Source organism: Terriglobus sp. YAF25, assembly GCF_052113305.1.
Classification (GTDB): Bacteria; Acidobacteriota; Terriglobia; order Terriglobales; family Acidobacteriaceae; genus Terriglobus.
In genome coordinates, this window is the sequence record NZ_JBFRCY010000010.1 from 1 (window position 1) to 19500 (window position 19500).

General features: G+C 58.0%; 16 protein-coding genes and 1 tRNA gene. 8 read left to right on the forward strand and 9 right to left on the reverse strand.

Annotation, left to right across the window (positions count from 1 at the left end):
- Nucleotides 1–37 precede the first annotated feature (37 nt).
- Nucleotides 38–724 (forward strand): alpha/beta hydrolase, encoded by a 687-nt coding sequence (locus AB4043_RS00690; protein ID WP_442306329.1) that lies wholly within the window; start codon nucleotides 38–40, stop codon nucleotides 722–724.
- 109 nt (nucleotides 725–833) lie between these two features.
- On the opposite strand, the gene AB4043_RS00695 is transcribed toward AB4043_RS00690, so the two are convergent.
- A complete protein-coding gene (locus AB4043_RS00695) occupies nucleotides 834–1748 on the reverse strand; it encodes an alpha/beta fold hydrolase (RefSeq protein ID WP_442299501.1) in 915 nt (304 codons plus the stop codon).
- A 235-nt stretch (nucleotides 1749–1983) separates the two neighbouring features.
- Between AB4043_RS00695 and AB4043_RS00700 the strand changes: the two genes are divergently transcribed.
- Both AB4043_RS00700 and AB4043_RS00705 read left to right on the forward strand, forming a co-directional pair.
- Entirely contained in the window at nucleotides 1984–4860 is a 2877-nt protein-coding gene (locus tag AB4043_RS00700) for an ATP-binding protein (RefSeq protein WP_442299502.1), read from the forward strand.
- Nucleotides 4853–6289: a sigma-54-dependent transcriptional regulator gene (locus AB4043_RS00705; protein WP_442306330.1), complete on the forward strand. Its 1437-nt coding sequence runs from the start codon at nucleotides 4853–4855 to the stop codon at nucleotides 6287–6289. Before AB4043_RS00700 ends, AB4043_RS00705 begins: the two co-directional genes overlap by 8 nt.
- Before the next feature lie 16 nt (nucleotides 6290–6305).
- Here AB4043_RS00705 and AB4043_RS00710 read toward each other — a convergent pair whose 3' ends face one another.
- From AB4043_RS00710 to AB4043_RS00725, 4 genes are all read right to left on the reverse strand, one after another.
- Nucleotides 6306–7076 (reverse strand): cytochrome c oxidase subunit 3, encoded by a 771-nt coding sequence (locus tag AB4043_RS00710; RefSeq protein ID WP_442299504.1) that lies wholly within the window; start codon nucleotides 7074–7076, stop codon nucleotides 6306–6308.
- 61 nt (nucleotides 7077–7137) lie between these two features.
- Complete coding sequence (gene pdxT, locus AB4043_RS00715) at nucleotides 7138–7755, reverse strand: pyridoxal 5'-phosphate synthase glutaminase subunit PdxT (RefSeq protein WP_442299505.1); 618 nt, start codon at nucleotides 7753–7755, stop codon at nucleotides 7138–7140.
- 187 nt (nucleotides 7756–7942) lie between these two features.
- Nucleotides 7943–8902, reverse strand: a complete 960-nt coding sequence (gene pdxS / locus AB4043_RS00720) for a pyridoxal 5'-phosphate synthase lyase subunit PdxS (RefSeq protein ID WP_442306331.1) — start codon at nucleotides 8900–8902, stop codon at nucleotides 7943–7945.
- Nucleotides 8903–9095: 193 nt separating this feature from the next.
- Nucleotides 9096–11120, reverse strand: a complete 2025-nt coding sequence (locus AB4043_RS00725) for a RecQ family ATP-dependent DNA helicase (protein ID WP_442299507.1) — start codon at nucleotides 11118–11120, stop codon at nucleotides 9096–9098.
- A gap of 281 nt (nucleotides 11121–11401) precedes the next feature.
- Between AB4043_RS00725 and AB4043_RS00730 the strand changes: the two genes are divergently transcribed.
- Together AB4043_RS00730 and ribB are read left to right on the forward strand one after the other, a co-directional pair.
- The gene (locus tag AB4043_RS00730; protein ID WP_020710367.1) at nucleotides 11402–11629 is read left to right on the forward strand and encodes a hypothetical protein; all 228 of its coding nucleotides are present in this window, start codon (nucleotides 11402–11404) and stop codon (nucleotides 11627–11629) included.
- A gap of 117 nt (nucleotides 11630–11746) precedes the next feature.
- On the forward strand, nucleotides 11747–12916 hold the full coding sequence (gene ribB / locus AB4043_RS00735) for a 3,4-dihydroxy-2-butanone-4-phosphate synthase (RefSeq protein WP_442299508.1): 1170 nt from the start codon (nucleotides 11747–11749) through the stop codon (nucleotides 12914–12916).
- A 32-nt stretch (nucleotides 12917–12948) separates the two neighbouring features.
- Here the strand turns inward: ribB and AB4043_RS00740 are convergent, their stop codons facing one another.
- Complete coding sequence (locus AB4043_RS00740; RefSeq protein WP_442306332.1) at nucleotides 12949–13506, reverse strand: HAD-IA family hydrolase; 558 nt, start codon at nucleotides 13504–13506, stop codon at nucleotides 12949–12951.
- Nucleotides 13507–13634: 128 nt separating this feature from the next.
- On the opposite strand from AB4043_RS00740, the gene AB4043_RS00745 reads away from it, so the two are divergent.
- Nucleotides 13635–14798 carry a pyridoxal phosphate-dependent aminotransferase gene (locus AB4043_RS00745; RefSeq protein WP_442299510.1) on the forward strand — a complete coding sequence of 388 codons (1164 nt, stop codon included), beginning with the start codon at nucleotides 13635–13637 and terminating at the stop codon, nucleotides 14796–14798.
- 62 nt (nucleotides 14799–14860) lie between these two features.
- Here AB4043_RS00745 and AB4043_RS00750 read toward each other — a convergent pair whose 3' ends face one another.
- From AB4043_RS00750 to AB4043_RS00760, 3 genes are all read right to left on the reverse strand, one after another.
- Nucleotides 14861–16132 carry an MBL fold metallo-hydrolase gene (locus AB4043_RS00750; protein WP_442306333.1) on the reverse strand — a complete coding sequence of 424 codons (1272 nt, stop codon included), beginning with the start codon at nucleotides 16130–16132 and terminating at the stop codon, nucleotides 14861–14863.
- Between the two features lie 211 nt (nucleotides 16133–16343).
- Nucleotides 16344–16634 carry a preprotein translocase subunit SecG gene (gene secG / locus AB4043_RS00755; protein ID WP_442299513.1) on the reverse strand — a complete coding sequence of 97 codons (291 nt, stop codon included), beginning with the start codon at nucleotides 16632–16634 and terminating at the stop codon, nucleotides 16344–16346.
- A gap of 68 nt (nucleotides 16635–16702) precedes the next feature.
- Nucleotides 16703–16787, reverse strand: a tRNA-Leu gene (locus AB4043_RS00760).
- 308 nt (nucleotides 16788–17095) lie between these two features.
- Between AB4043_RS00760 and AB4043_RS00765 the strand changes: the two genes are divergently transcribed.
- The gene (locus AB4043_RS00765) at nucleotides 17096–18487 is read left to right on the forward strand and encodes a hemolysin family protein (RefSeq protein ID WP_442299514.1); all 1392 of its coding nucleotides are present in this window, start codon (nucleotides 17096–17098) and stop codon (nucleotides 18485–18487) included.
- A complete protein-coding gene (locus tag AB4043_RS00770) occupies nucleotides 18484–19416 on the forward strand; it encodes an ABC transporter permease (RefSeq protein ID WP_442306334.1) in 933 nt (310 codons plus the stop codon). Before AB4043_RS00765 ends, AB4043_RS00770 begins: the two co-directional genes overlap by 4 nt.
- Nucleotides 19417–19500: the final 84 nt, after the last annotated feature.

A 19500-nucleotide genomic window follows, 5' to 3' on the forward strand; every position in this document is an offset into this window, starting at 1 on the left:
TAACTGAAGCGCACGGACGGGCCGTTATGATGGGTCTGTGAGCTTTGCCTCGAAGATTGAAGYAGTGGATGACCTCCGCGGCCCGGCGGGACGCCTGGAAGCGATTCTGAACACAGGGAGAGATGACGCTCCCTATGCCGCCCTGGTGACGCACCCCCACCCTCTTGGGGGTGGCACCATGCATAACAAGGTTGTCTACCACGCGATGAAGGCGTTCAGTCACTTCGGCCTTCCGGTGCTGCGGTTCAACTTTCGCGGGACTGGTCTGAGCGAAGGCAGTCACGACCAGGGCATCGGGGAGCAGGACGATGTGCGTCAAGCGCTGCAGTGGCTGGATACGCGTTTCGGCAGGCCGATTCTTTTTGCCGGATTTTCCTTTGGCTCGAATGTAGGGATGCGGGTTTGCTGCACCGACCAGCGCGTTCCGGCGATGATCGCGCTCGGACTTCCCATCGACGCCGAGGGCCGACGCTACCACTACGACTTCCTCTCGGCGTGTGCGAAGCCGCGGTTGTTTCTTTCGGGGGATCACGACCCGTATGGTCCGGTTGCTGAGGTCGAGCAGGTGGTAGCGCAGCTCCCCGAACCGAAGCGGCTGGTGTGGATTGCAGGCGGGGATCACTTTTTCGCGGGTACTGCCGGTTCGCCAGGATCGAAGCTCGATCAGATGCGAGAAACAATGATCTCGTGGCTGGCAGAGACCGTCACGGACTTGACGGTCTAGAGCATTTTCCCTGTTGGGAAGGGGTGTGCAGCGGCGTTTTCATTGCGGAAAACGCCCATAGATGCGGAAGCTCTACACCACACCGACAGTGAAAATGCTCCAGGAGAGTTTAGGCAACGTCAGATTTGTGGGCGGCGATGCGGTGGGGAACTGTGTTGCGATGCAACCAGTCAGCAAACAGCAGATTGGCTTCATGCGGCGCCTCGTCAAAGATCAGATGACCGGCTCCGGTGATGACTTGCAGTTCCGCCTGGGGAAGGCGCAGTCGCAGTTTCTCTGAAAGGTCTACCGGCGCTGTGCGGTCTCTGTCACCCCAGAGCAGCAGAACACGATGCTCTGGCAAGGCAGCCAGCGCATCATCGACGACTTTCATATTGTGGTGCCAGAGTTGAATGATCGAGAGGATATGCATCACCGCGCCAGGGCGCCGCAGGGCATGCAGGTATAGATCGAGCGTCTTTTCGTCGGCGTGATCCGGGTCGCCGTACATCCGCAGCAGCGCCAATTCCTGCAGGCGGCGCGGGAGATCGATGACACGATGCCCAAACCAACGGCCAAGTGCGGTGCTCCAGAAGTGAATAATGGGCAGGAGACTGGTTGCGGCCGCGGTCGGGGGCGCCAGCAGGATCAGCGATGCGACCCGTTCCGGATACTTTGCGGCAAAGACAACGGCGACCGAACCTCCGTAGGAGTGACCAATAAGATGGCCACGCTCGATCCCGAGGTTGTTGAAGAGGTGTAGCAGCCTTTCGGCCGAGGTCGCGATATCGGCATCCTGTTCATTGATCCAGCCGTGCCGTTCGCAGGTTAGTTGGTCGACAGCGATGACGCGATATTCTCTGGCGAGGGCAGGGAGGTTCCGACGCCAGACGTCGGCCGCTCCGAGAAGCCCATGCAGCAGGACGACCGGATAGCCGGCGCCCGCCTCCAGATACCGCATGGTGCAACCGGGTGACACTTCCGTCTGGGCCGGTTCAGCAGCCGGCTCAGGCATAGCAGATGTCATCCATTCGAGAAGATTCATTCGCCCCAATCCAGGGACTGGGATGCATCCAGGATTCCGGCTGGATGCCTGCTTACAATCGTGTAATTGGTCCGGTCAAAAGCTCAGTAAACCTGCCTCTTCCGTATTTCTGTAGCTTGCTATGATATTTGGAAGAGATAGCGGTATCTTTTTCAAGGACTTGGCGTGATTGGCTGGGTAAAAAAATTGGTCTTTAACGTGCAAGAATGATGTTGATAGTTTCAATGGAACTTTGATGCCAAAGGCCTTTCAAGTCCGCATCACGGCGATTGCGCTTGCCCTGTTGACGGCTGCTGCCTGTGCGCTTGGCATTGTGAACTTCCTTCGGGAGCTCCATTTTGAGCTGCCGACCGATGGTGTGTCCTGGATGGAGATCCAGGGTGGACTGAAGGCGGAGCGGGTTCCTGCTAATTCTCCAGCGCAACGAGCCGGCATTCGTCCGGGAGATGTGCTGATCGCCGTTGATGAGCATCCCACGCCACGGGTCGCTACGCTGAATCGGCAGATCTGGCGCCATGGCGTCTGGTCGCGGGGAACCTATTCGATCGTACGGAACGCGAAGGCCCGTTTCGACGTTCAGGTCATCTTTGAGCCTATCGATCGATCGATCAACCAGGGCATGCGGTTGATCGGCCTGGTGTATCTCGGCATTGGTCTTTATGTGCTTTTCCGGCGCTGGACCGCGCCGGGATCGATGCATTTTTATCTCTTCTGTCTAGCCAGTTTTGTCTTGTACGACTTCAAGTACACGGGCGAGCTGAACAATCTGGATTGGACGATTTTTTACGCGAATCTATTGGCGCAGGCACTCCAGCCCGCACTTTTCCTGCACTTTGCCGTAAGCTTCGGCCGCATCTCCAACAGCCTGCCGCGGCGCATCCTTTCTGCCGCGCTTTATATCCCAGGGTTTGTGGTCGCGGCACTGCAGATTATTGCTTTCACCACATGGTCTGCGACGGAACAACTCCACCATCGGCTGGATCAGATCGCCATCGGCTACCTGTCAGCGTTTTACGTTACGGCCGCGATTGTTTTCTACACCCGCTATCGCCGGGCGCGGTCTGGACTGGAGAGGCAACAGCTCAAGTGGCTCTCGCGCGGAGCCCTGATCGCCGTTATCCCGTTCACGCTGCTTTACACCATTCCGTACATGGCGGACTGGGACATCTGGCCGATCGTTGCGAAGCTCTCCGGCCTGTCTCTGGTCTTTCTGCCGCTGACATTCTCATGGGCGATCGTGCGTTATCGCCTGATGGATGTCGATCTCATCTTCAAGCGTGGCGTCACCTATACGCTCGCTACGGCGGGTCTGGTCGGCCTTTACTTTGCGGTGATCGCCGTTGCGGCGGAGTTGGTGCATACGCGGCTTCCCAGCCTTCGCGCCTGGGGCCTGGTGGCGGCAATTGTCGTTACGTCGCTGATCTTCGATCCGTTGAAGAACACCATTCAGGCCCGGGTCGACAAACTCTTTGACCGCCGCCGCTTCGACTATCGCAGCACGCTGGTCGATTTCGGCCGCAGCCTTTCTTCCCAGACCGATATCAACCTGCTCACTCGCTCGATCGTTGAGCGTCTGCAACAGACACTGCTGGTCACGCGCGTTGCCCTCTTCACCTCAAGCGAGCCCGGAGCTCCGTTGCATCTGGCTGCATCGCACGGCCTGAACGATGTGCCGGTGAACGACCTTAGCTTCCTGCACTTTTACGGGCCGGCGCGGCATCTCTTTCTAGAAACACCGCAGCATGCGATGCACCTTACCGGCGGGCAGCAGGCTACTGCCGCCGCGCTCGATCTGAACTACTACCTCGCCTGTACGGTGGGTGAGCCGGGAACGGGAGCACAACGCACCATCGCTGTGATTGGGCTTGGGCGTACCTCGCGAGGCGACTTTCTCTCGTCGGAAGATATCGAGGTACTTGAATCGCTGGCGGGATATATCGGCATTGCGATTCAGAATGCTCAGCTCTATACCCGGCTGCAGCGTCAGGTCACTGAGTTTGAGCGCCTGAAGGAGTTCAACGAGAACATCGTTGAGTCCATTCATATCGGCATTTTTGCGGTCGACCTGGAAGACCGTATCGAGAGCTGGAACGCCGAGATGGAGGTCATGTACGCGACACCGCGTGCCTCCGCGCTTCGGCGGCCATTGAGCGAGGTCTTTTCTCCGGAGTTCCTCGGCGAATTCGAACGGCTCAAGACAGAAGCCACAACGCATACGTTGTACAAGTTCCGTCTGCCGACGCCGTCTGGGGAAGTCCGTACTGCCAATATCGCGATTGCACCCTTGCTGACGCGTGATTTCGTCCCTGTCGGCCGCATTGTGCTGGTGGATGACATCACCGACCGCGTCAACATGGAAGGTCAGCTTGCCCAGGCTGAGAAGCTCTCGTCCATTGGTTTGCTGGCAGCCGGTATTGCCCACGAGGTCAACACGCCCCTGGCTGTGATCTCCTCGTACGCGCAGATGCTGACCAAGCATGCTGGCGCCGATCCTCGCCTGTCTCCAATCCTGGAGAAGATTACGCAACAGACCTTCCGGGCTTCAGAGATCGCGAATGGCCTTCTCAACTTCTCGCGCACCAGTACTACGGAGTTTACGCATCTGGACATCAATCTCGTGATACGTGACACGCTGGCGCTGCTTGAGCACCAGATGAAGACTTCGCGTATCAAGCTGGATGTTGAGCTGGCTCCAAATCTCCCTCTTATCCGCGGGAATCAGGGCAAGCTCCAACAGGTGGCGCTGAATCTGATGATGAACGCCAAGGATGCAATGTTCAATCGCGCCGAGGGTTGCCTGCGCGTGCAGACCGAGGTTGTTGGGAACAATGTTGTGCTGCGTATCGGAGATAACGGCAGCGGAATTGAGCCGTCACACCTGCACAAGATTTACGACCCATTCTTTACGACCAAGCTCCAGCCTGCCGTCGGCCAGCGGAAGGGAACCGGCCTCGGCCTCTCCGTCACTTACGGCATCATGCAGGAGCATAATGGCAAGATCGACGTTGAGAGTGAGCCTGGCGTCGGTACCGTCTTCATCCTAGAATTTCCTGCCTTAGCTGATCTGACACGGCTAGGCAACGAGGCCAGCGGACGAACGATTCATGCCTGAAGCATTAACGGTAAACCCGCCGGACGCGGGCTTTATGCTGCCTGCCGGCAGCGGACGTATTCTGATCATTGACGACGAAGCTGCCATCCGCGACTCGTTGGAGACGCTTCTAACGTTGGAGGGCTTCACGGTCACCATGGCCGAGGAGGGAAGCTCCGGTCTGGACCTGTTAGCCCGCGAGGAGTTTGATCTCCTGCTCCTGGACCTGTCCCTGCCAGGCGAAAGCGGCATGGATCTGCTACCCAGAATCAAGGCGTCTCATCCTCAGCTTCCGGTCATCATGATCACTGCATACGGCGCTGTCGCGAACGTCGTCGAAGCGATCCGCCTGGGAGCGGAGAACTTTGTCCAGAAGCCCTGGKACAACGAAAAGCTGCTGGCTGACATTCGCTCTGCGRTCGGCAAACGCCGTGCCGAGCAGGAAGTGCTGCAACTGCGCCGGACCCTCAAGCAGCGCTATCAGTTCACGAATATCGTGGGCAAGAGCGATGTGATGCTCAAGCTGCTCGATCTGGTGGCGCAAGTGGCCGCGTCGCGTTCCACTGTCTTGATCTATGGAGAAAGCGGCACGGGCAAGGAGCTGATTGCTAAAGCAATCCACGCCAACTCACCGCGGAAAGACAAACCTTTTGTTCCGGTGAATGTGGGCGCTGTCCCTGCGGACCTGCTGGAATCGACGCTCTTCGGCCACATGAAAGGAGCCTTTACTTCGGCAATCGCTACGAAGAAGGGGCTCTTTGAGGTTGCCCATGAAGGCACGCTCTTTCTGGATGAGATTGGCACCATGCCTCTTGAAACCCAGGCCAAGGTATTGCGCGCCTTGCAGGAACGTAAGTTCATGCAACTCGGTGGAATACAGGAGATCTCGGTCGATGTGCGCATCCTCGCAGCAACCAACGTCGATCTGCAGCAGGCCGTGAGAGAAGGCCGTTTCCGTGAGGATCTCTTCTACCGCCTGAATGTTATTTCTGTAGAACTGCCGCCGTTGCGCAACCGACGTGAAGATATCCCGCTGCTGGCTCAGCACTTCCTCAAACGTTTTTCAGAGGAGAATGGCTTGCCTGAGCGTACGCTCTCTCCGGACGCCATGCGGTTAGTGATGGACCATAGCTGGCCGGGAAATATCCGTGAGCTGGAAAATGCAATGGAGCGCGGTGTCGTTCTCTCGACTGGGTCGCAGATCACACCGGAGCAGCTTCCGCCTCAGTTGACCGGCAATACCTACTCGGCGGCGTTGATGGAACATGCGCCGTCGGCGAGCCTGGCCGACATTATGGAAGAGATCGAGCGCCGTATTATTGGCGACCGGCTGGAGCGGTGCAACTGGAATCAGACCGAGGCCGCAGCCTTCTTCAAGATTCCGCTGAGTACGCTCAACCAGAAGATCAAACGCCTGAACATTGAATTGAAGAAGCGCGGAAGGGAATAGCAGCTTTCGGAGCAGCTTACTGGGCGAAGACCAACAGGCCGAAGAGGAAGGCCCAGAAGACTCCCATTGAGTGCCAGTACCAGGCCGTGCAGTCCACCGCGATTTGCCGGACCTGGAGTTTCTTGATTGCGTAGAGCCCGATCAGAGCCGCGCCCAACGCAAGAATACCGAACACCAGATGAGCGCCGTGGATGCCGGTGATCAGGTAGAAGAACTTACTGGAAGGGTTTGAGCTGAAGCTGTGATGCGCCCGGCTCAACTGTTGCCACGCTACCAACTGCCCGCTCACAAATGCCAGGCCGAAGACCAGGGTGGCGATCAACCAGGGCATTGCCCGTGTGGAACTTGGCTTGCCCAGGCCCAGCCACTCCTCCATGACGTCGATCTCGCGGAACATGTGCCGCCGGGCGATTTCGATGGTGATGGAACTTAGCAGGAGCGCGGCGCTGTTGTACCAGAGGATGTGGGGAATCGCGATCGGGACCCAGTCCACGATGTAGTCATTATGGGCATCGAAGTGGCCGCTGGTCTGCCGCACGAAGAAGGCGCAGACGATGACGGCGAAGAACATCAGATCGCCGGCCAGAGCAAAGAAGATGCCCATACGATACCGGGTGAGCGTCTCCCGGGGACCACGGCTTCCCGCCGGGCGGTTATCCCAGTTATCGCCATCACCACCGCCGCCGGTAGGCTTACGGTCAACCGGCGGCCGACGTCCTGAACCGCTGTCGCCGTCATCAGGACGGCGTTTGCGTTCCGTTTCGTTCGGTGTAAGGATCGCCGCCACAGGGAGCCTCTTCGTTAACAACAAGAGTACTCCCGTTTCAGAATTTAAGCGTAGGTGTTTCTCAGCCGACGTGAGCTTCAGTTGCAGAATGGGCCAGCTTCTCCTGTCGCACCATTTCGACGAAGAATTCATGCACGCGACGATCACTAGAGAGCTCTGGATGGAAGGTGGCTGCCAGGATACGGCCTTCACGCACAAGGACTGGATCGCCGTTTCTCCGTGCCAGTATTTCCACGCCTTCGCCGACGGCGGCGATACGCGGAGCACGGATATAAACCATCTCCATCGGGCCGCCGGGGAGCGTCGTCTCCGTCTCCTGGATAGTGGAGTCGATCTGACGGCCATAGGCGTTGCGCTCTACCGTGGCATCCAGCACAGCCAGCGACTTCTGCGCCGGGTTGCGTACATCTTTAGCCAGAAGGATAGTTCCGGCACATGTGCCGAACGAGGGCTTTTGCCGGACGAAGGTACCGAGAGCATCGAAGAAGCCGTTCCGCTCCAGATGTTTCAGAAACGTCGTGGATTCTCCGCCTGGCAGAATCAGGCCATCCAGCGAAGCCAGATCTTCAGGCAGACGGACAAGCGGGGCATTCACACCGAGCGAGCGAAGAACCTGGGCGTGCGCTTCAAACGCACCCTGCACGGCGAGAACGCCGATAGTCAGATGTTCAGAGGTCATTGAAGCAAATTCTCCTAATACGGTAGCTCTGGAAAAATCTGCGAATGCCGTTGTCTTCGCAGGAAAACGGCGCAAACAGAAAACACTCCGCTCTGCACCTTTAGGAGAACTGCTCGAGTCCCTATGAAAAACAGCGAAGCGGAGATGTCCACTTCGCTGTTCGGTTAGAACGGTTGCTGCGGTTGGTCTACCAGCCGCGTGTCTGCATGAGCTGGGATTCTTCGATCGCCGCGGCAGCGAGTCCCTTCATCGTGCCGGTAACCAGCTCGCTGGCTTCCGCTACGATCTTCGGATCGTTGAAGTGCGTTGCCGCGATCACAATTGCCTTAGCGCGGGAGACAGCTTCCGCACGTTCCTTTGGATCGTTCTCAATATCCAGTGGAGTTGCACGCTCCTTCATGAAGATGCCGGAGCCGACAAAGACGGTTTCCGCACCGAGCTGCATCATCAGAGCAGCGTCTGCCGGCGTAGCGATGCCGCCTGCCGAGAAATTCGGAACCGGCAGCTTGCCTTCCTGTGCCACCATCCGCACCAGCTCATAAGGCGCGCCGTGCAGCTTGGCTTCGTTGTACAGTTCCTCTTCACGCAGAGCGGTCAGGATGCGAATCTCGCGGGCCATGGTGCGCATGTGCTGTACAGCGTGAACCACGTCACCGGTGCCTGGCTCGCCCTTGGTGCGGATCATTGCAGCGCCCTCAGCGATGCGGCGCAGCGCTTCACCGAGGTTGCGTGCACCGCAGACAAACGGTGTTTTGAAGGCGTGCTTGTCGATGTGGTAGGTCTCATCGGCAGGCGTCAGCACTTCGGACTCGTCAATGAAATCGACACCGAGCTGCTCCAAAACCTGAGCCTCGACAAAGTGACCGATGCGGGCCTTTGCCATGACCGGGATGGATACCGTCTGCATGATCTCCTTGATCAGCTTCGGGTTTGCCATACGAGCAACGCCGCCTTCAGCGCGAATCATCGCCGGTACGCGCTCCAGAGCCATGACGGAGACCGCGCCTGCCTCTTCGGCAATGCGCGCCTGCTCTACGTTCATGACGTCCATAATTACGCCACCTTTCAGCATCTCGGCCAAGCCGGTCTTCAGGCGCAAGCCCGTGCCATWTGGGTTGCCGCTAGTGCTGCCATTCAGGTGTGACATTGTAAAGAGCTCCTTGTCGTTGGTCCGGTGACGGTTGCCGCAGCCGGGGAGAGAACACCCCGGGATCGCCCGCAGCGGGACATGCATGTCATGGTTGCCCGGGAAATTCATATCTTAGCAGGTTTTGCCTGCTAAGATATGGCCGAATCTCGCCGGTTGGACTGGGATTTACGGCGCGATTTGCCTGCGCGTTTCAACCGGTGCACAGCGCGCAGATCTGGTCGCCGAAACGCTGTGCTTTGCTCGGGCCAATACCGTCTACCAGCAGCAGATCTTCGATCGTACGCGGGCGGTTCAGCACGATGGCGCGTAACGTACGGTCGGCCAGGATCATGAACGGCGGCTGTTTCAACCGGCGAGCCTCCTCGGTTCTCCAGCTACGGATCTGCTGCTCAAGCGCGAGCTGTGCCGGACTGAACGCCACCATCTCCTCAGCATCCGCGGATTTGCGTTTGCGGGTGACAGTTCGAGGAGCGGCCTGAGCCTCTTCGCCAGTCATCAGTACTCCAAGAGAGTCTCCGTCCGGCAGCAGTTCGGCATCGCGAGTGATAGAGACGCGTTTGTAGGGAATGGTTCGCCCTTCGGCGTTCTCGAAGCTTGCGCTTTCAAGCGTGACCCATCCGGAGCGCGCCAGACCTCCCAGCAGATCCTCCATCTCATTGCGAGAAGGAGACCCATTCGGAAACACTTCGCTGTGAAGCTTACCCGTGGATTTGCCTCCTGAGCGCTTCAACGCCCGGAGGATCGTCCACATGGTCTCTTCTTCGCCGATGGTTGCATTCCGATAGCGGACTGCGATGGCGCTCTCCGGAGAGCAGAAGTCGCACTTGCCGCACATCCGGCGGGCGTCTGCCAGGTCTCCGAAGTGAGCAATCAGAGCCGACATGCGGCACTGGTGTGAGTCCGCATAACCGATCATCCGATCGATCTGCGCCCTCCGCTGCGCGAGCTGTTGCTCGTACAACCTGCGCCAGCCGTCGATGCGTCCTCGAATAGCGAAGCCCTCAAAGTCCACCAGGCAGGCGCCATGAGCAACCAGCTTTTCGACTGCTGAGGAGAAGACTTCGGCATCCATCCGCAGCTCTTCGCGTAGCAGGTCGAGCGGTAATGGCTGGTCGTTCAGCTTGCGGAAGATGCGATCCAACTCGGTTGCCGCCGGATATGACTTCTCCAGCAAAAAGTCCTGTGTGCGCTTGTCAGCATAACTGTGCAGCAGGATGCATCGGCTGAGCTTCCAATCGCGGCCAGCGCGTCCGATCTCCTGGTAGTACGCCTCCACGGAACCGGGAAGAGCAACGTGGATGACGGTGCGCACGTTGGCTTTGTCGACTCCCATGCCGAAGGCAACGGTGGCCACGACGATCTCCAACTCACCGGCCAGGAACTTCCGCTGTGTCTGTTCGCGTACCTCAGGTGGAAGGCCGGCGTGGTAAGGGGCGGCAGGGAACTCACCAGCAAGTTCCTGCGCGAGAGCCTCGGCGTCTCTTCTGGAGGAGGCATAGACGACCGCCGGGCGTCGCGTTGTATCGGCGAGAAGCCGCCGGGTCGTGGCGAATCGCTCATTCTTAGGTGTTTCCACCACCTCGATGGCGAGATTGTCCCGCCGGAAGCCATGGATGAAGCGTGCCGGCTTTTGCAGACTAAGCTGAGCGACGATATCTTCCTGTACCTGCAGCGTCGCCGTCGCCGTCAGTGCGACAACCACAGCGGGCCGTAGTGCCTGAACGTACTGCCCAAGAAGTCTGTAGTCCGGGCGGAAGTCATGTCCCCACTGGGAGATGCAGTGGGCTTCGTCAATGGCAACAAGAGCGGGAGGGCGCTTCGCCAGCATCTCCATGAAGCCGGGTACACGTAGCCGCTCAGGAGCGACGAACAAAAACTTCAGCTCTCCGTCGAGGTACTGGCGGCAGGCCTGGCGCTGGGCTTCGCGGGAAAGGCCGGAATGAATGCGCGCTACCGGCAGTCCGGCAGCTTCCAGCTTCGAGGACTGGTCGTCCATCAGCGCGATCAAGGGGCTGATGACCAGAGCCGTGCCCTCCAGGGCGAGGGCCGGAAGCTGATAGCACAGCGACTTTCCCGCGCCGGTCGGCATCACCAGCAACAGATCACGCCCTTCGACGGCTGCCCGGCAGACCTCTTCCTGGCCTTCCCGGAAGTCATCGAAACCGAAGGTTTGCCGTAGAAGGGAACGAAGATCTCTGGAAGAGCGTTGAGCCATAGAGCGAACCCTAATCTTCGCATAAATCGATCGGTGGAAGACTTGGGGTGCCGCCTCCGGCGTGGAGGCTGTTTGTCCTTATAAATGAATTACTTGGATGGATTCACGGGCTTCTTCTGAAACTGTTGTAGGCCCTGGCGAAAACTTGATTCCAAGCGGAAATCAGGGTAATCTAATACTTTGCGGGCACAGTCCAGTTGTTGCTGGAACTCACAGGGCGTGAGTCCGCAAAGTGCACAAGCAAAGTACGAAAACAACTTAACGAGGACACGAAAAACTGCATGGCAAAGCGTCGTGGCAATCCTAACTGGGGTAAGCCGGAGCCCATCGGACCGGTAGTACCTACGGTGACATCGTTCGAGCAAGTGGTGAAAGAGTTCAAGCTGACCCCGGACCAGTACGTCCGGTCGACGCGCCTGCGTGAGTGGGCTCGCCGTAACAAGAATTCGAAGTATATCCCTGAGGCTTTGTTGGAAGCGTGGGGATTTGAAATCGAGTCAACGCTGTAACGACTCAGTTTGAAAGTCGCAAAAGACGCCGCCCATGCGCGGCGTCTTTTGTTTGTCATTTGTGACACAGTCCTGCCTCAGTTTGCGACGTCCTCGGCTATGCTGAATCTGTAAGTTATGACCGAAAGCTCATTCACAGACGTTGCCACCGCCATCGACGAGATCAAAGCCGGCCGTATGGTTGTGGTCGTCGACGATGAAGACCGTGAGAACGAAGGTGATCTGACTCTGGCTGCGGAATACGTAACGCCGGAGGCGATCAACTTCATGGCGATGTATGGCCGTGGCCTCATCTGTCTTACGTTGACCGAGGAGCGTGCCGACTACCTGCGTCTGTTGCCGATGACGCGGCAGAACACCTCTCGCTTCGGTACCGCATTCACGGAGAGCATCGAGGCGCGTGAGGGAGTTACGACGGGCATTTCGGCGCACGATCGTTCGCACACCATCAAGGTCGCAATCGATCCAGCCTCTACGGCGCAGGATCTTGCACGTCCCGGGCATGTCTTTCCGCTGCGCGCGCGCAAAGGTGGGGTTCTGGTTCGTGCGGGACAAACTGAGGCATCTGTGGACCTGGCGCGCATGGCCGGTCTTATTCCCGCAGGTGTGATCTGCGAAATCATGAACGACGACGGCACCATGGCCCGGGTTCCGGACCTGGTGGAGTTCTGCAAGCTGCATAACCTTAAGATGGTGACTGTCGCGGAGTTGATCCGCTATCGTCTGCGGCATGAGCGCTCAGTACGCCGTGTTGCCGAGACGGTGCTTTCGACAAAGCATGGCGAGTTCCAGATGATCGCCTATGAGAGCGAGACGGATCCCACAGAGTCGCACGTCGCCCTGGTGCTTGGAGATGTGGCAAGCCCGGATAAACCCGTACTTGTGCGCGTTCATTCGCACAACCTGGTGGAAGATGTCTTCGGTGCAATGCTCCCCGACTGTTCCCATTCGGTGGAATATGCGCTGCAACGTATCGCCGAGGCTGGTGCAGGCGCCTTGGTCTATCTGCACAATGGATCACGCGGTTTTGGCATCGACAGCACCGTCTCTCCGCCCCGGATCGTCACACAACGCGAACCGAATGCCGTGCCCGGCGGAGATCCGTACGCTGAGCGCCATCAGCGCACATTGCGTCAGACGGGTTTGGGCGGGCAGATTCTCTCCGACCTGGGAATTCACAAGATCCGTCTGCTGACGAATCGGCCGACACACGCGCCGGCACTGCAGGGCTTCGGCGTGGAGATCGTGGAGCAGATTCCGCTGCGGCCTTCTGTGGCGCAGCGCTGACGTTCCGGTAGTCAGCCCACACAGTTCCTCGCTTACTTTCGAAGCAGATCCCCGAGTCCTTCAGCTTCCATCTGGCCTTCAAATGCCGTGTGGTTGTTCAGGTCGTATTGAATGGCTTTCATGCCGACGGCACGTGCCGCCTCAATATTTTCTGCTTTGTCGTCGATGAAGAGAATCCCATCCGGGGAACATCCAAGACCTTCGGCCGCTTTGCGATAGATTGCATGCTCTGGCTTGGCCAGGTTGTGTTCGAAAGAGTAGATTGCGTGTGCGAATTCGCCCATCCAGGCGAACTTTGCACGTAATCCATGAGCCATGGCGTCGCCGATGTTCGACAACAAACCTGTCCTTACCCCAGTCTGCTGAAGACGGCGCAGCCATTGCACCATCGGCTGGTTCAGCCGAGACCACATGCGAACATCGGCATCGATCAGATCCTGCAGTGCCGTATCGCTGAGTGTGATCTTGTAGTCTTCGGCGATCCGATGCCAGTACGAGACAGCGTTCAAATCTCCGCGGTCATAGGCATGGCGGTATTGCCAATAACTTTCCTGGAAGTCGATCTCATCAAGTCCGAGAACCCGCTTCATGCGTTCCCACTGCTCAAGGTCGGGCGTAAGCGAGAGGACCTGTCCAAAGTCAAAAAGAATCGCGCAAGGGTGATTGGAATCCATCTGGTTCAGAGTACCAAGCTCTTGCTGGGGTTAGGATGAAAGGCATGTTTTCGCGAAGGACCGCCTGGGACATCTCCGAATCGCCCTATGCCGTAGCTATTCGGCAGGCGCGGAGTAGCGGCCGCATCTCTGCGGATCTCACACTTTCGAATCCGACCGAGTGCGGCTTCGACTACGATGCCTCCTCGATCCTGCATGCGCTCGTTCATGCCGAAGCGATGGGCTATGATCCAGATCCGCGCGGTATTCTGTCGGCTCGTGCCGCCGTCTCCGGCTACTATGCCGCGCACGATGCAGCTGTGAGTGCCGACAACCTGATTCTGACGACCAGCACGAGCGAAGCCTACAGCTATCTGTTCCGCCTGTTGTGCGACCCCGGGGACGAAGTCCTGGTTCCGCGGCCGAGTTATCCGCTCTTTGATTTTCTGGCGGGTTTAGACAACGTCCACCTGGTGCCATATTCACTTTTTTACGATCACGGCTGGCATCTCGACCTGGCCTCGCTTGAAGCGCATATCGGCGAGCGGACGAAGGCGGTGATGCTCGTGCACCCGAACAATCCGACCGGGCACTTTGTCCGGGATGCTGAACGGGCAACGCTGCAGCAGCTTTGCGCCCGCCATGGCCTGGCGTTGATTGTTGACGAGGTCTTTCTCGACTACACCATCGAAGGCTTAGGCTCCAGCTTCACTGGAGGAGAGCACCCAGCTCTCACTTTTGTCCTGAGCGGTATGAGCAAGATCGCAGGCCTTCCGCAGATGAAGGCCGCCTGGCTGGCAGTGCAAGGTCCCGTAGCGCTTCAGCGAGAAGCCGTCGCGCGCCTGGAGGTGGTCGCCGACACTTTTCTATCGCTCGGAACCCCCACACAGCTGGCTCTGCCGGTTTGGCTGAAGAGCGCAAAGATGATCCAGGCGCAGATTCGGCAACGGGTTCGGAGAAACCTCAATCAGCTTGATCAGTTACTCGAGACTGCTCCGGAAGTGTCGCGTTTGCCGGTCGAGGCTGGATGGGTGGTGGTGTTGCGGGTTCCTGCCGTGGAGGACGATACCGCTCTCGCGATACGCCTCTTGCGGGAAGCACGAGTATTGGTCCATCCCGGAAGCTTTTATGGGTTGCCGCAGAAGGGGTGGCTCGTCGTGAGTTTGCTACCTGCCGCGCCGGTTTTTGAGCAGGGAATCGGAGGCCTGCTGGAGAACCTTTTTAGTTAACAACAAGGTCGATCCCTGTCGAGTAATACCTTCACTGTTTCTGTTATCTGATTGATTTTTGGTTATTTAAGGAAGGGATTATCTTCGCGTTCGGCGCCGATGGTTGTGTTTTTTCCGTGCCCAGGAATGACGAGTGTCTCGTCTGGAAGCGGCAAGAGAACGTCCTGGATCGAGCGGAGGATGGTCGGGTAGTCTCCGCCGGGGAGATCTGTGCGTCCAATAGAGCCGGCAAAAAGGGTGTCGCCGGCTAGAAGCAGCTTCTCGTCCGGGATATGGAGAACGAGGCTTCCTTCGGTGTGGCCGGGAGTATGGAGAATGGTGCCCTCGGTGGCGCCGAAGCGCACCTTCATCCCGTTGCCGGCGTCGGCGTCCGGAGGACCTACCTCTGGCGTGGGTATGCCGAGCCATCCCGCTTGAATATCCATGATCTTCACCAGAGGAAGGTCAAGCTGGTTGTAATAGACCGGAGCTCCGGTCAGGCGCTTCAATGTCTGGGCGGCGGCGATGTGATCGATGTGGGCATGGGTGACGATGATCTGCTTGCAGGTCAGGCCGCCCGGCGACTGGTAGTGGTCATAGTAGACAACCCATCCATGGTCCATCGCAAAGCTTGCCGGCCCCTCTGATCCGGGTTCGGTGAAAGCTTCCGTAACGTTGCTCCAGGGACCTTCCATCGAGGCTCCGCTCGCCAGGCGGATGTGCTTTCCTTCCGGCTCCTTGCGTTCGTCTTTGAAGACGAGGCGGTAGCGTCCATTCGCTTTGTTTCCGTCGGCGGGAAGCAGCGTGGCATCGATCACGTTATAGCCGGGATCGAAGAAGAGCGTCGCCGGGGTAAACGTACGGAAGTCGCGGGTTGTGGTGGCGTAGATACGGTGGTTCAGGCCGTTCTTGTCATACTGCGATTGCGGGAAGCGGCCGGGAATGGTGCTGGACCAGAAGATCAGCCAGTGGCGCTTTGCTTCATTCCAATACAGCGCTGGAGCCCAGACATTAAGTGCCGTGGACTCATTGGCCATAACTTCGAGCTGGCGATGAGGAGTCCAGTGCAGCAGGTCCTTCGACTCGGAGTATCCGGCCACGGCCGGTTGCCGCCAGCTCCACGTCCACATCATGCGGAAGCCGCCCATCGGAGCGCGCTGTAGAAAGGGATCGCGCATCAGTTCACCTGCCTGCGCCGGAGCAATCACTGGTTTGCCATCATTGATCAGCTTCCAGTGCCAGCCATCTTCGCTGACAGCGAAGTAGACGCCGTTCTGGCCGTTGTTCTTGAAACCGGCGAAGAGCCATGGACCTTCAGAGGACTGAGCCAGACAGGAGGTAGCAAACAGAAGCACGGCAGTGGCTAGAGCATTTTTCCTGTTGCTCGGTATCCAGAGAGGAGCGTGTAGCGGCGTTTTCATTGAGGAAAACGCCCATAGATGAACAAGCCCCGCACTATACCTACAGAAAAAATGCTCCAGTCGAACGAACGGCATGCGCTGATTGTCTCATCCAAAGCAAACGGCGCAGACCTTAGGTCTGCGCCGCTGACAAGAGAAACGAAGGTTACTTCTTAGCTGGAGCTGAAATCGGAGCCTTCTCACCGGAGAAGACAGAGCTTGAGCTCGAACGAGCCATCAGGACAGTGAGGCCGATCGAGGTGAGCATGAACAGGATGGCCGACCAGGTCGTGAGACGGGTGAGCAGATTGGCTGCGCCGCGAGGGCCAAAGGCGGTCTGGGAGCCCTGTCCGCCGAAGGCGCCTGCAAGGTCAGCACTCTTACCCTGCTGCAGCAGGACCACGCCGATCAGGAACAGGCACACGATAATGTGAAGAACAACGAGCAGGTAAATCATTGCTGCTGGGAACCTCAGAACGGCGTAACTTGCGGTTTCGTAAAACCGAACGCCGAGATGTGTTGGATTGGTGCGGAGGAGGGGATTTGAACCCCTATGCCTTGCGGCGCAAGCACCTCAAGCTTGTGCGTCTGCCAATTTCGCCACCTCCGCTTGGGTACTTCTAAGGGTGACGGTCAATCCGAAAGTCAGTATAGCATCCGCGGGAGATTTGCGAAGGCACGCTAACCGGAAGGAACTAAAGTTCTTTCCGGTTAGCGTGCCCGAGGGGAAACGGCAATAGCAGGGAAGTCTTCCGTGTTATGCAGCGCTGCTGATGCACGGTGGCCGGTGCTGGAGCATTTTCCCTGTAGGTGTAGAGTCGGGCTTCCGCATCTATGGGCGTTGTCCGCAATGAAAACGCCGCTGCAGGCCTCTTCCGGATATCCAGCAACAGGGAAAATGCTCTATCCTCGTGCTGAATGGTCGAGTGGATACTCTTTCGCGGTTTTACCGTGGCCGTGTTGATTCTGGCGAACAGTTTTTTTGTGGCCGCCGAGTTCGCGCTGGTAAGTGTGCGAGAGACACGGCTCCGGCAATTGATCGCTCTTGCCCGGCCGGGTGCTGAGACGGCACTTGCGCTGAAGCGATCCATTGATGAATTTCTGCCGGCAGTACAGCTTGGTGTAACGCTTGCATCGTTGGCGCTAGGCTGGCTTGGAGAGCCGGTTGTCGCTGAGTTCCTATTGATGCTGCTTGAGAAGGCAACATGGGTGAACCGCATTCCAGGCTTTGAGACGCACATCCTGATCTACGCTCATGGTGGAGCGATTGTGATCGCATTCGCTTTGATCACCTATTTTGAGGTCTTGCTTGGTGAGCTTGTACCAAAGGCCCTGGCGCTGCAGCGTGCCGAACGCATTGCGCTTGCAGTGGCCGGCCCGATGGATGTCTTCATGCGCATTAGCCGCCCTGCGGTGAATGTGATGAACACTTCGGCGCGATTGGTACTGACCCTCTTCCGGGCTCCATTGAGTGGCGAGGGTGCTGTTCATTCTCCTGAAGAGTTGAAGATGATTGCTACCGGCGCGCGGCGTATGGGCTTATTGCCGCCGATGCAGGAGCAGGTCATCCATCGCGCGATCGAGCTGAATCACGTACTGGTGCGCGACATCATGACACCRAGGGGCAAGATCTTCGCTCTGCCTGCGGACATGCCGCTCGAGGCGGCGAGCGCACGCATTATCGAAGAGCAGCACTCAAGAATTCCGATCTTCGATCCCAAGGCAGGGAAAGAGCACATTATCGGCGTGGTGTATTCCAAGGATGTATCGCGCCTGATGCACTTCCGTAGCCGCATGCGGCCATACGACGCCGGCGGAGAGATTCAACTGAAGCTCGGTCAGATCATGAAAGACGTGCTGGTCGTGCCGGAGACAAAGCCGGTAGCGGACCTGCTCGAAGAGCTGCAGCAGCGCAAACGGCAGATCGCCATTGTGGTCGATGAGTTTGGAACGACAGTAGGGCTGGTAACCGTCGAGGATGCGCTCGAGCAGCTTGTAGGGGAGCTCGACGACGAGTTCGATGTTGCCAATCGGGCGGTGCTTGAGAGCGGAGCCGGATGGATTCTGGATGGCAGTGTGAATCTACGCGACCTTGAGACCCAGATGCGATGGAATCTGCCCCGCGAAGAAGGAGAGCAGACTGTGGCCGGTTTCCTGCTGACACAGCTTGGCCATATTCCGCACGTTGGAGAGTCGGTCGAGTTTGACGGCAGGCGCTTTACGATACTTGAGATGACGCGGCAGAAGATCAATCGTGTCGGTGTAGAACCGGTCTCACAGCGTGACACAGCCGAGGCGAGAGCATCGTGAAGGCTGGCAATATCGTCAAGCGGCTGCTGATAACGCTACCGGTGCTCTGGTTAATTGTGACGGCGGTGTTTCTGCTGATTCGCCTGGTGCCCGGCGATCCAATTGTGCAGATGCTCGGTGAAGGGGCAACGRCTGCTGACATCTCAACCTTGCGGCATGCGTATGGCTTCGACCTTCCGCTACAGACGCAATACTGGCAGTTTTTGAAGGGCGTGTCACATGGTGATCTGGGACGCAGCGTACGCCTGCGCGAGGGGGTGATGGCCTTGATTGGACAACGCTATCCCTACACCTTGGAGCTCACTGCCGCGGCGATGTTCATCGGCATTCTGTTTTCCGTGCCTGCTGGAATCTGGTCGGCATATCGCAATGGGACGAGAGTGGATCGCACGATTGGTGTTGCCAGTCTGTTCGGGCTTTCTCTACCGAACTTTGCTCTGGGACCGGTTCTGATCCTTGTCTTTGCGATCTGGCTTGGATGGCTTCCCGTCTCAGGCGCCGGGACCGGTTGGCAGTTGATAACGCACCTGGTGTTGCCCGCGGTCACGCTGGGAAGTGGCCTGGCCGCGACGTTGACGCGTATGGTCCGTACCTCAGTACTCGAAGAGCTCGGCAAGGACTATCTGCGTACGGATCGAGCCAAAGGCCTTCCCGAGCGCACAGTGGTCTGGCATGCCTTTCGCAATGCTCTGGTACCTGTGCTGACAGTGGTTGGCTTGCAGTTCGGTTCGCTGCTCGCCGGAGCCATCGTGACGGAAACGATCTTCAGTTGGCCTGGATTGGGACGGCTGACGATCTCGGCAATCTCCAATCGAGATTATCCGTTGGTTCAGGGGTGCATTCTTGCGATTGGAGTGACGTATGTCGCGGTCAATCTCCTCACGGACCTTACCTATCGCATGGTGAATCCGCGCATGCGATCCGCCTAGAGCATTTTCCCTGCGGGTGTAGAGTAGGGCTTCCCCATCTATGGGCGTTTACCGCAATGAAAACGCCACTGCACACCTCTTCCG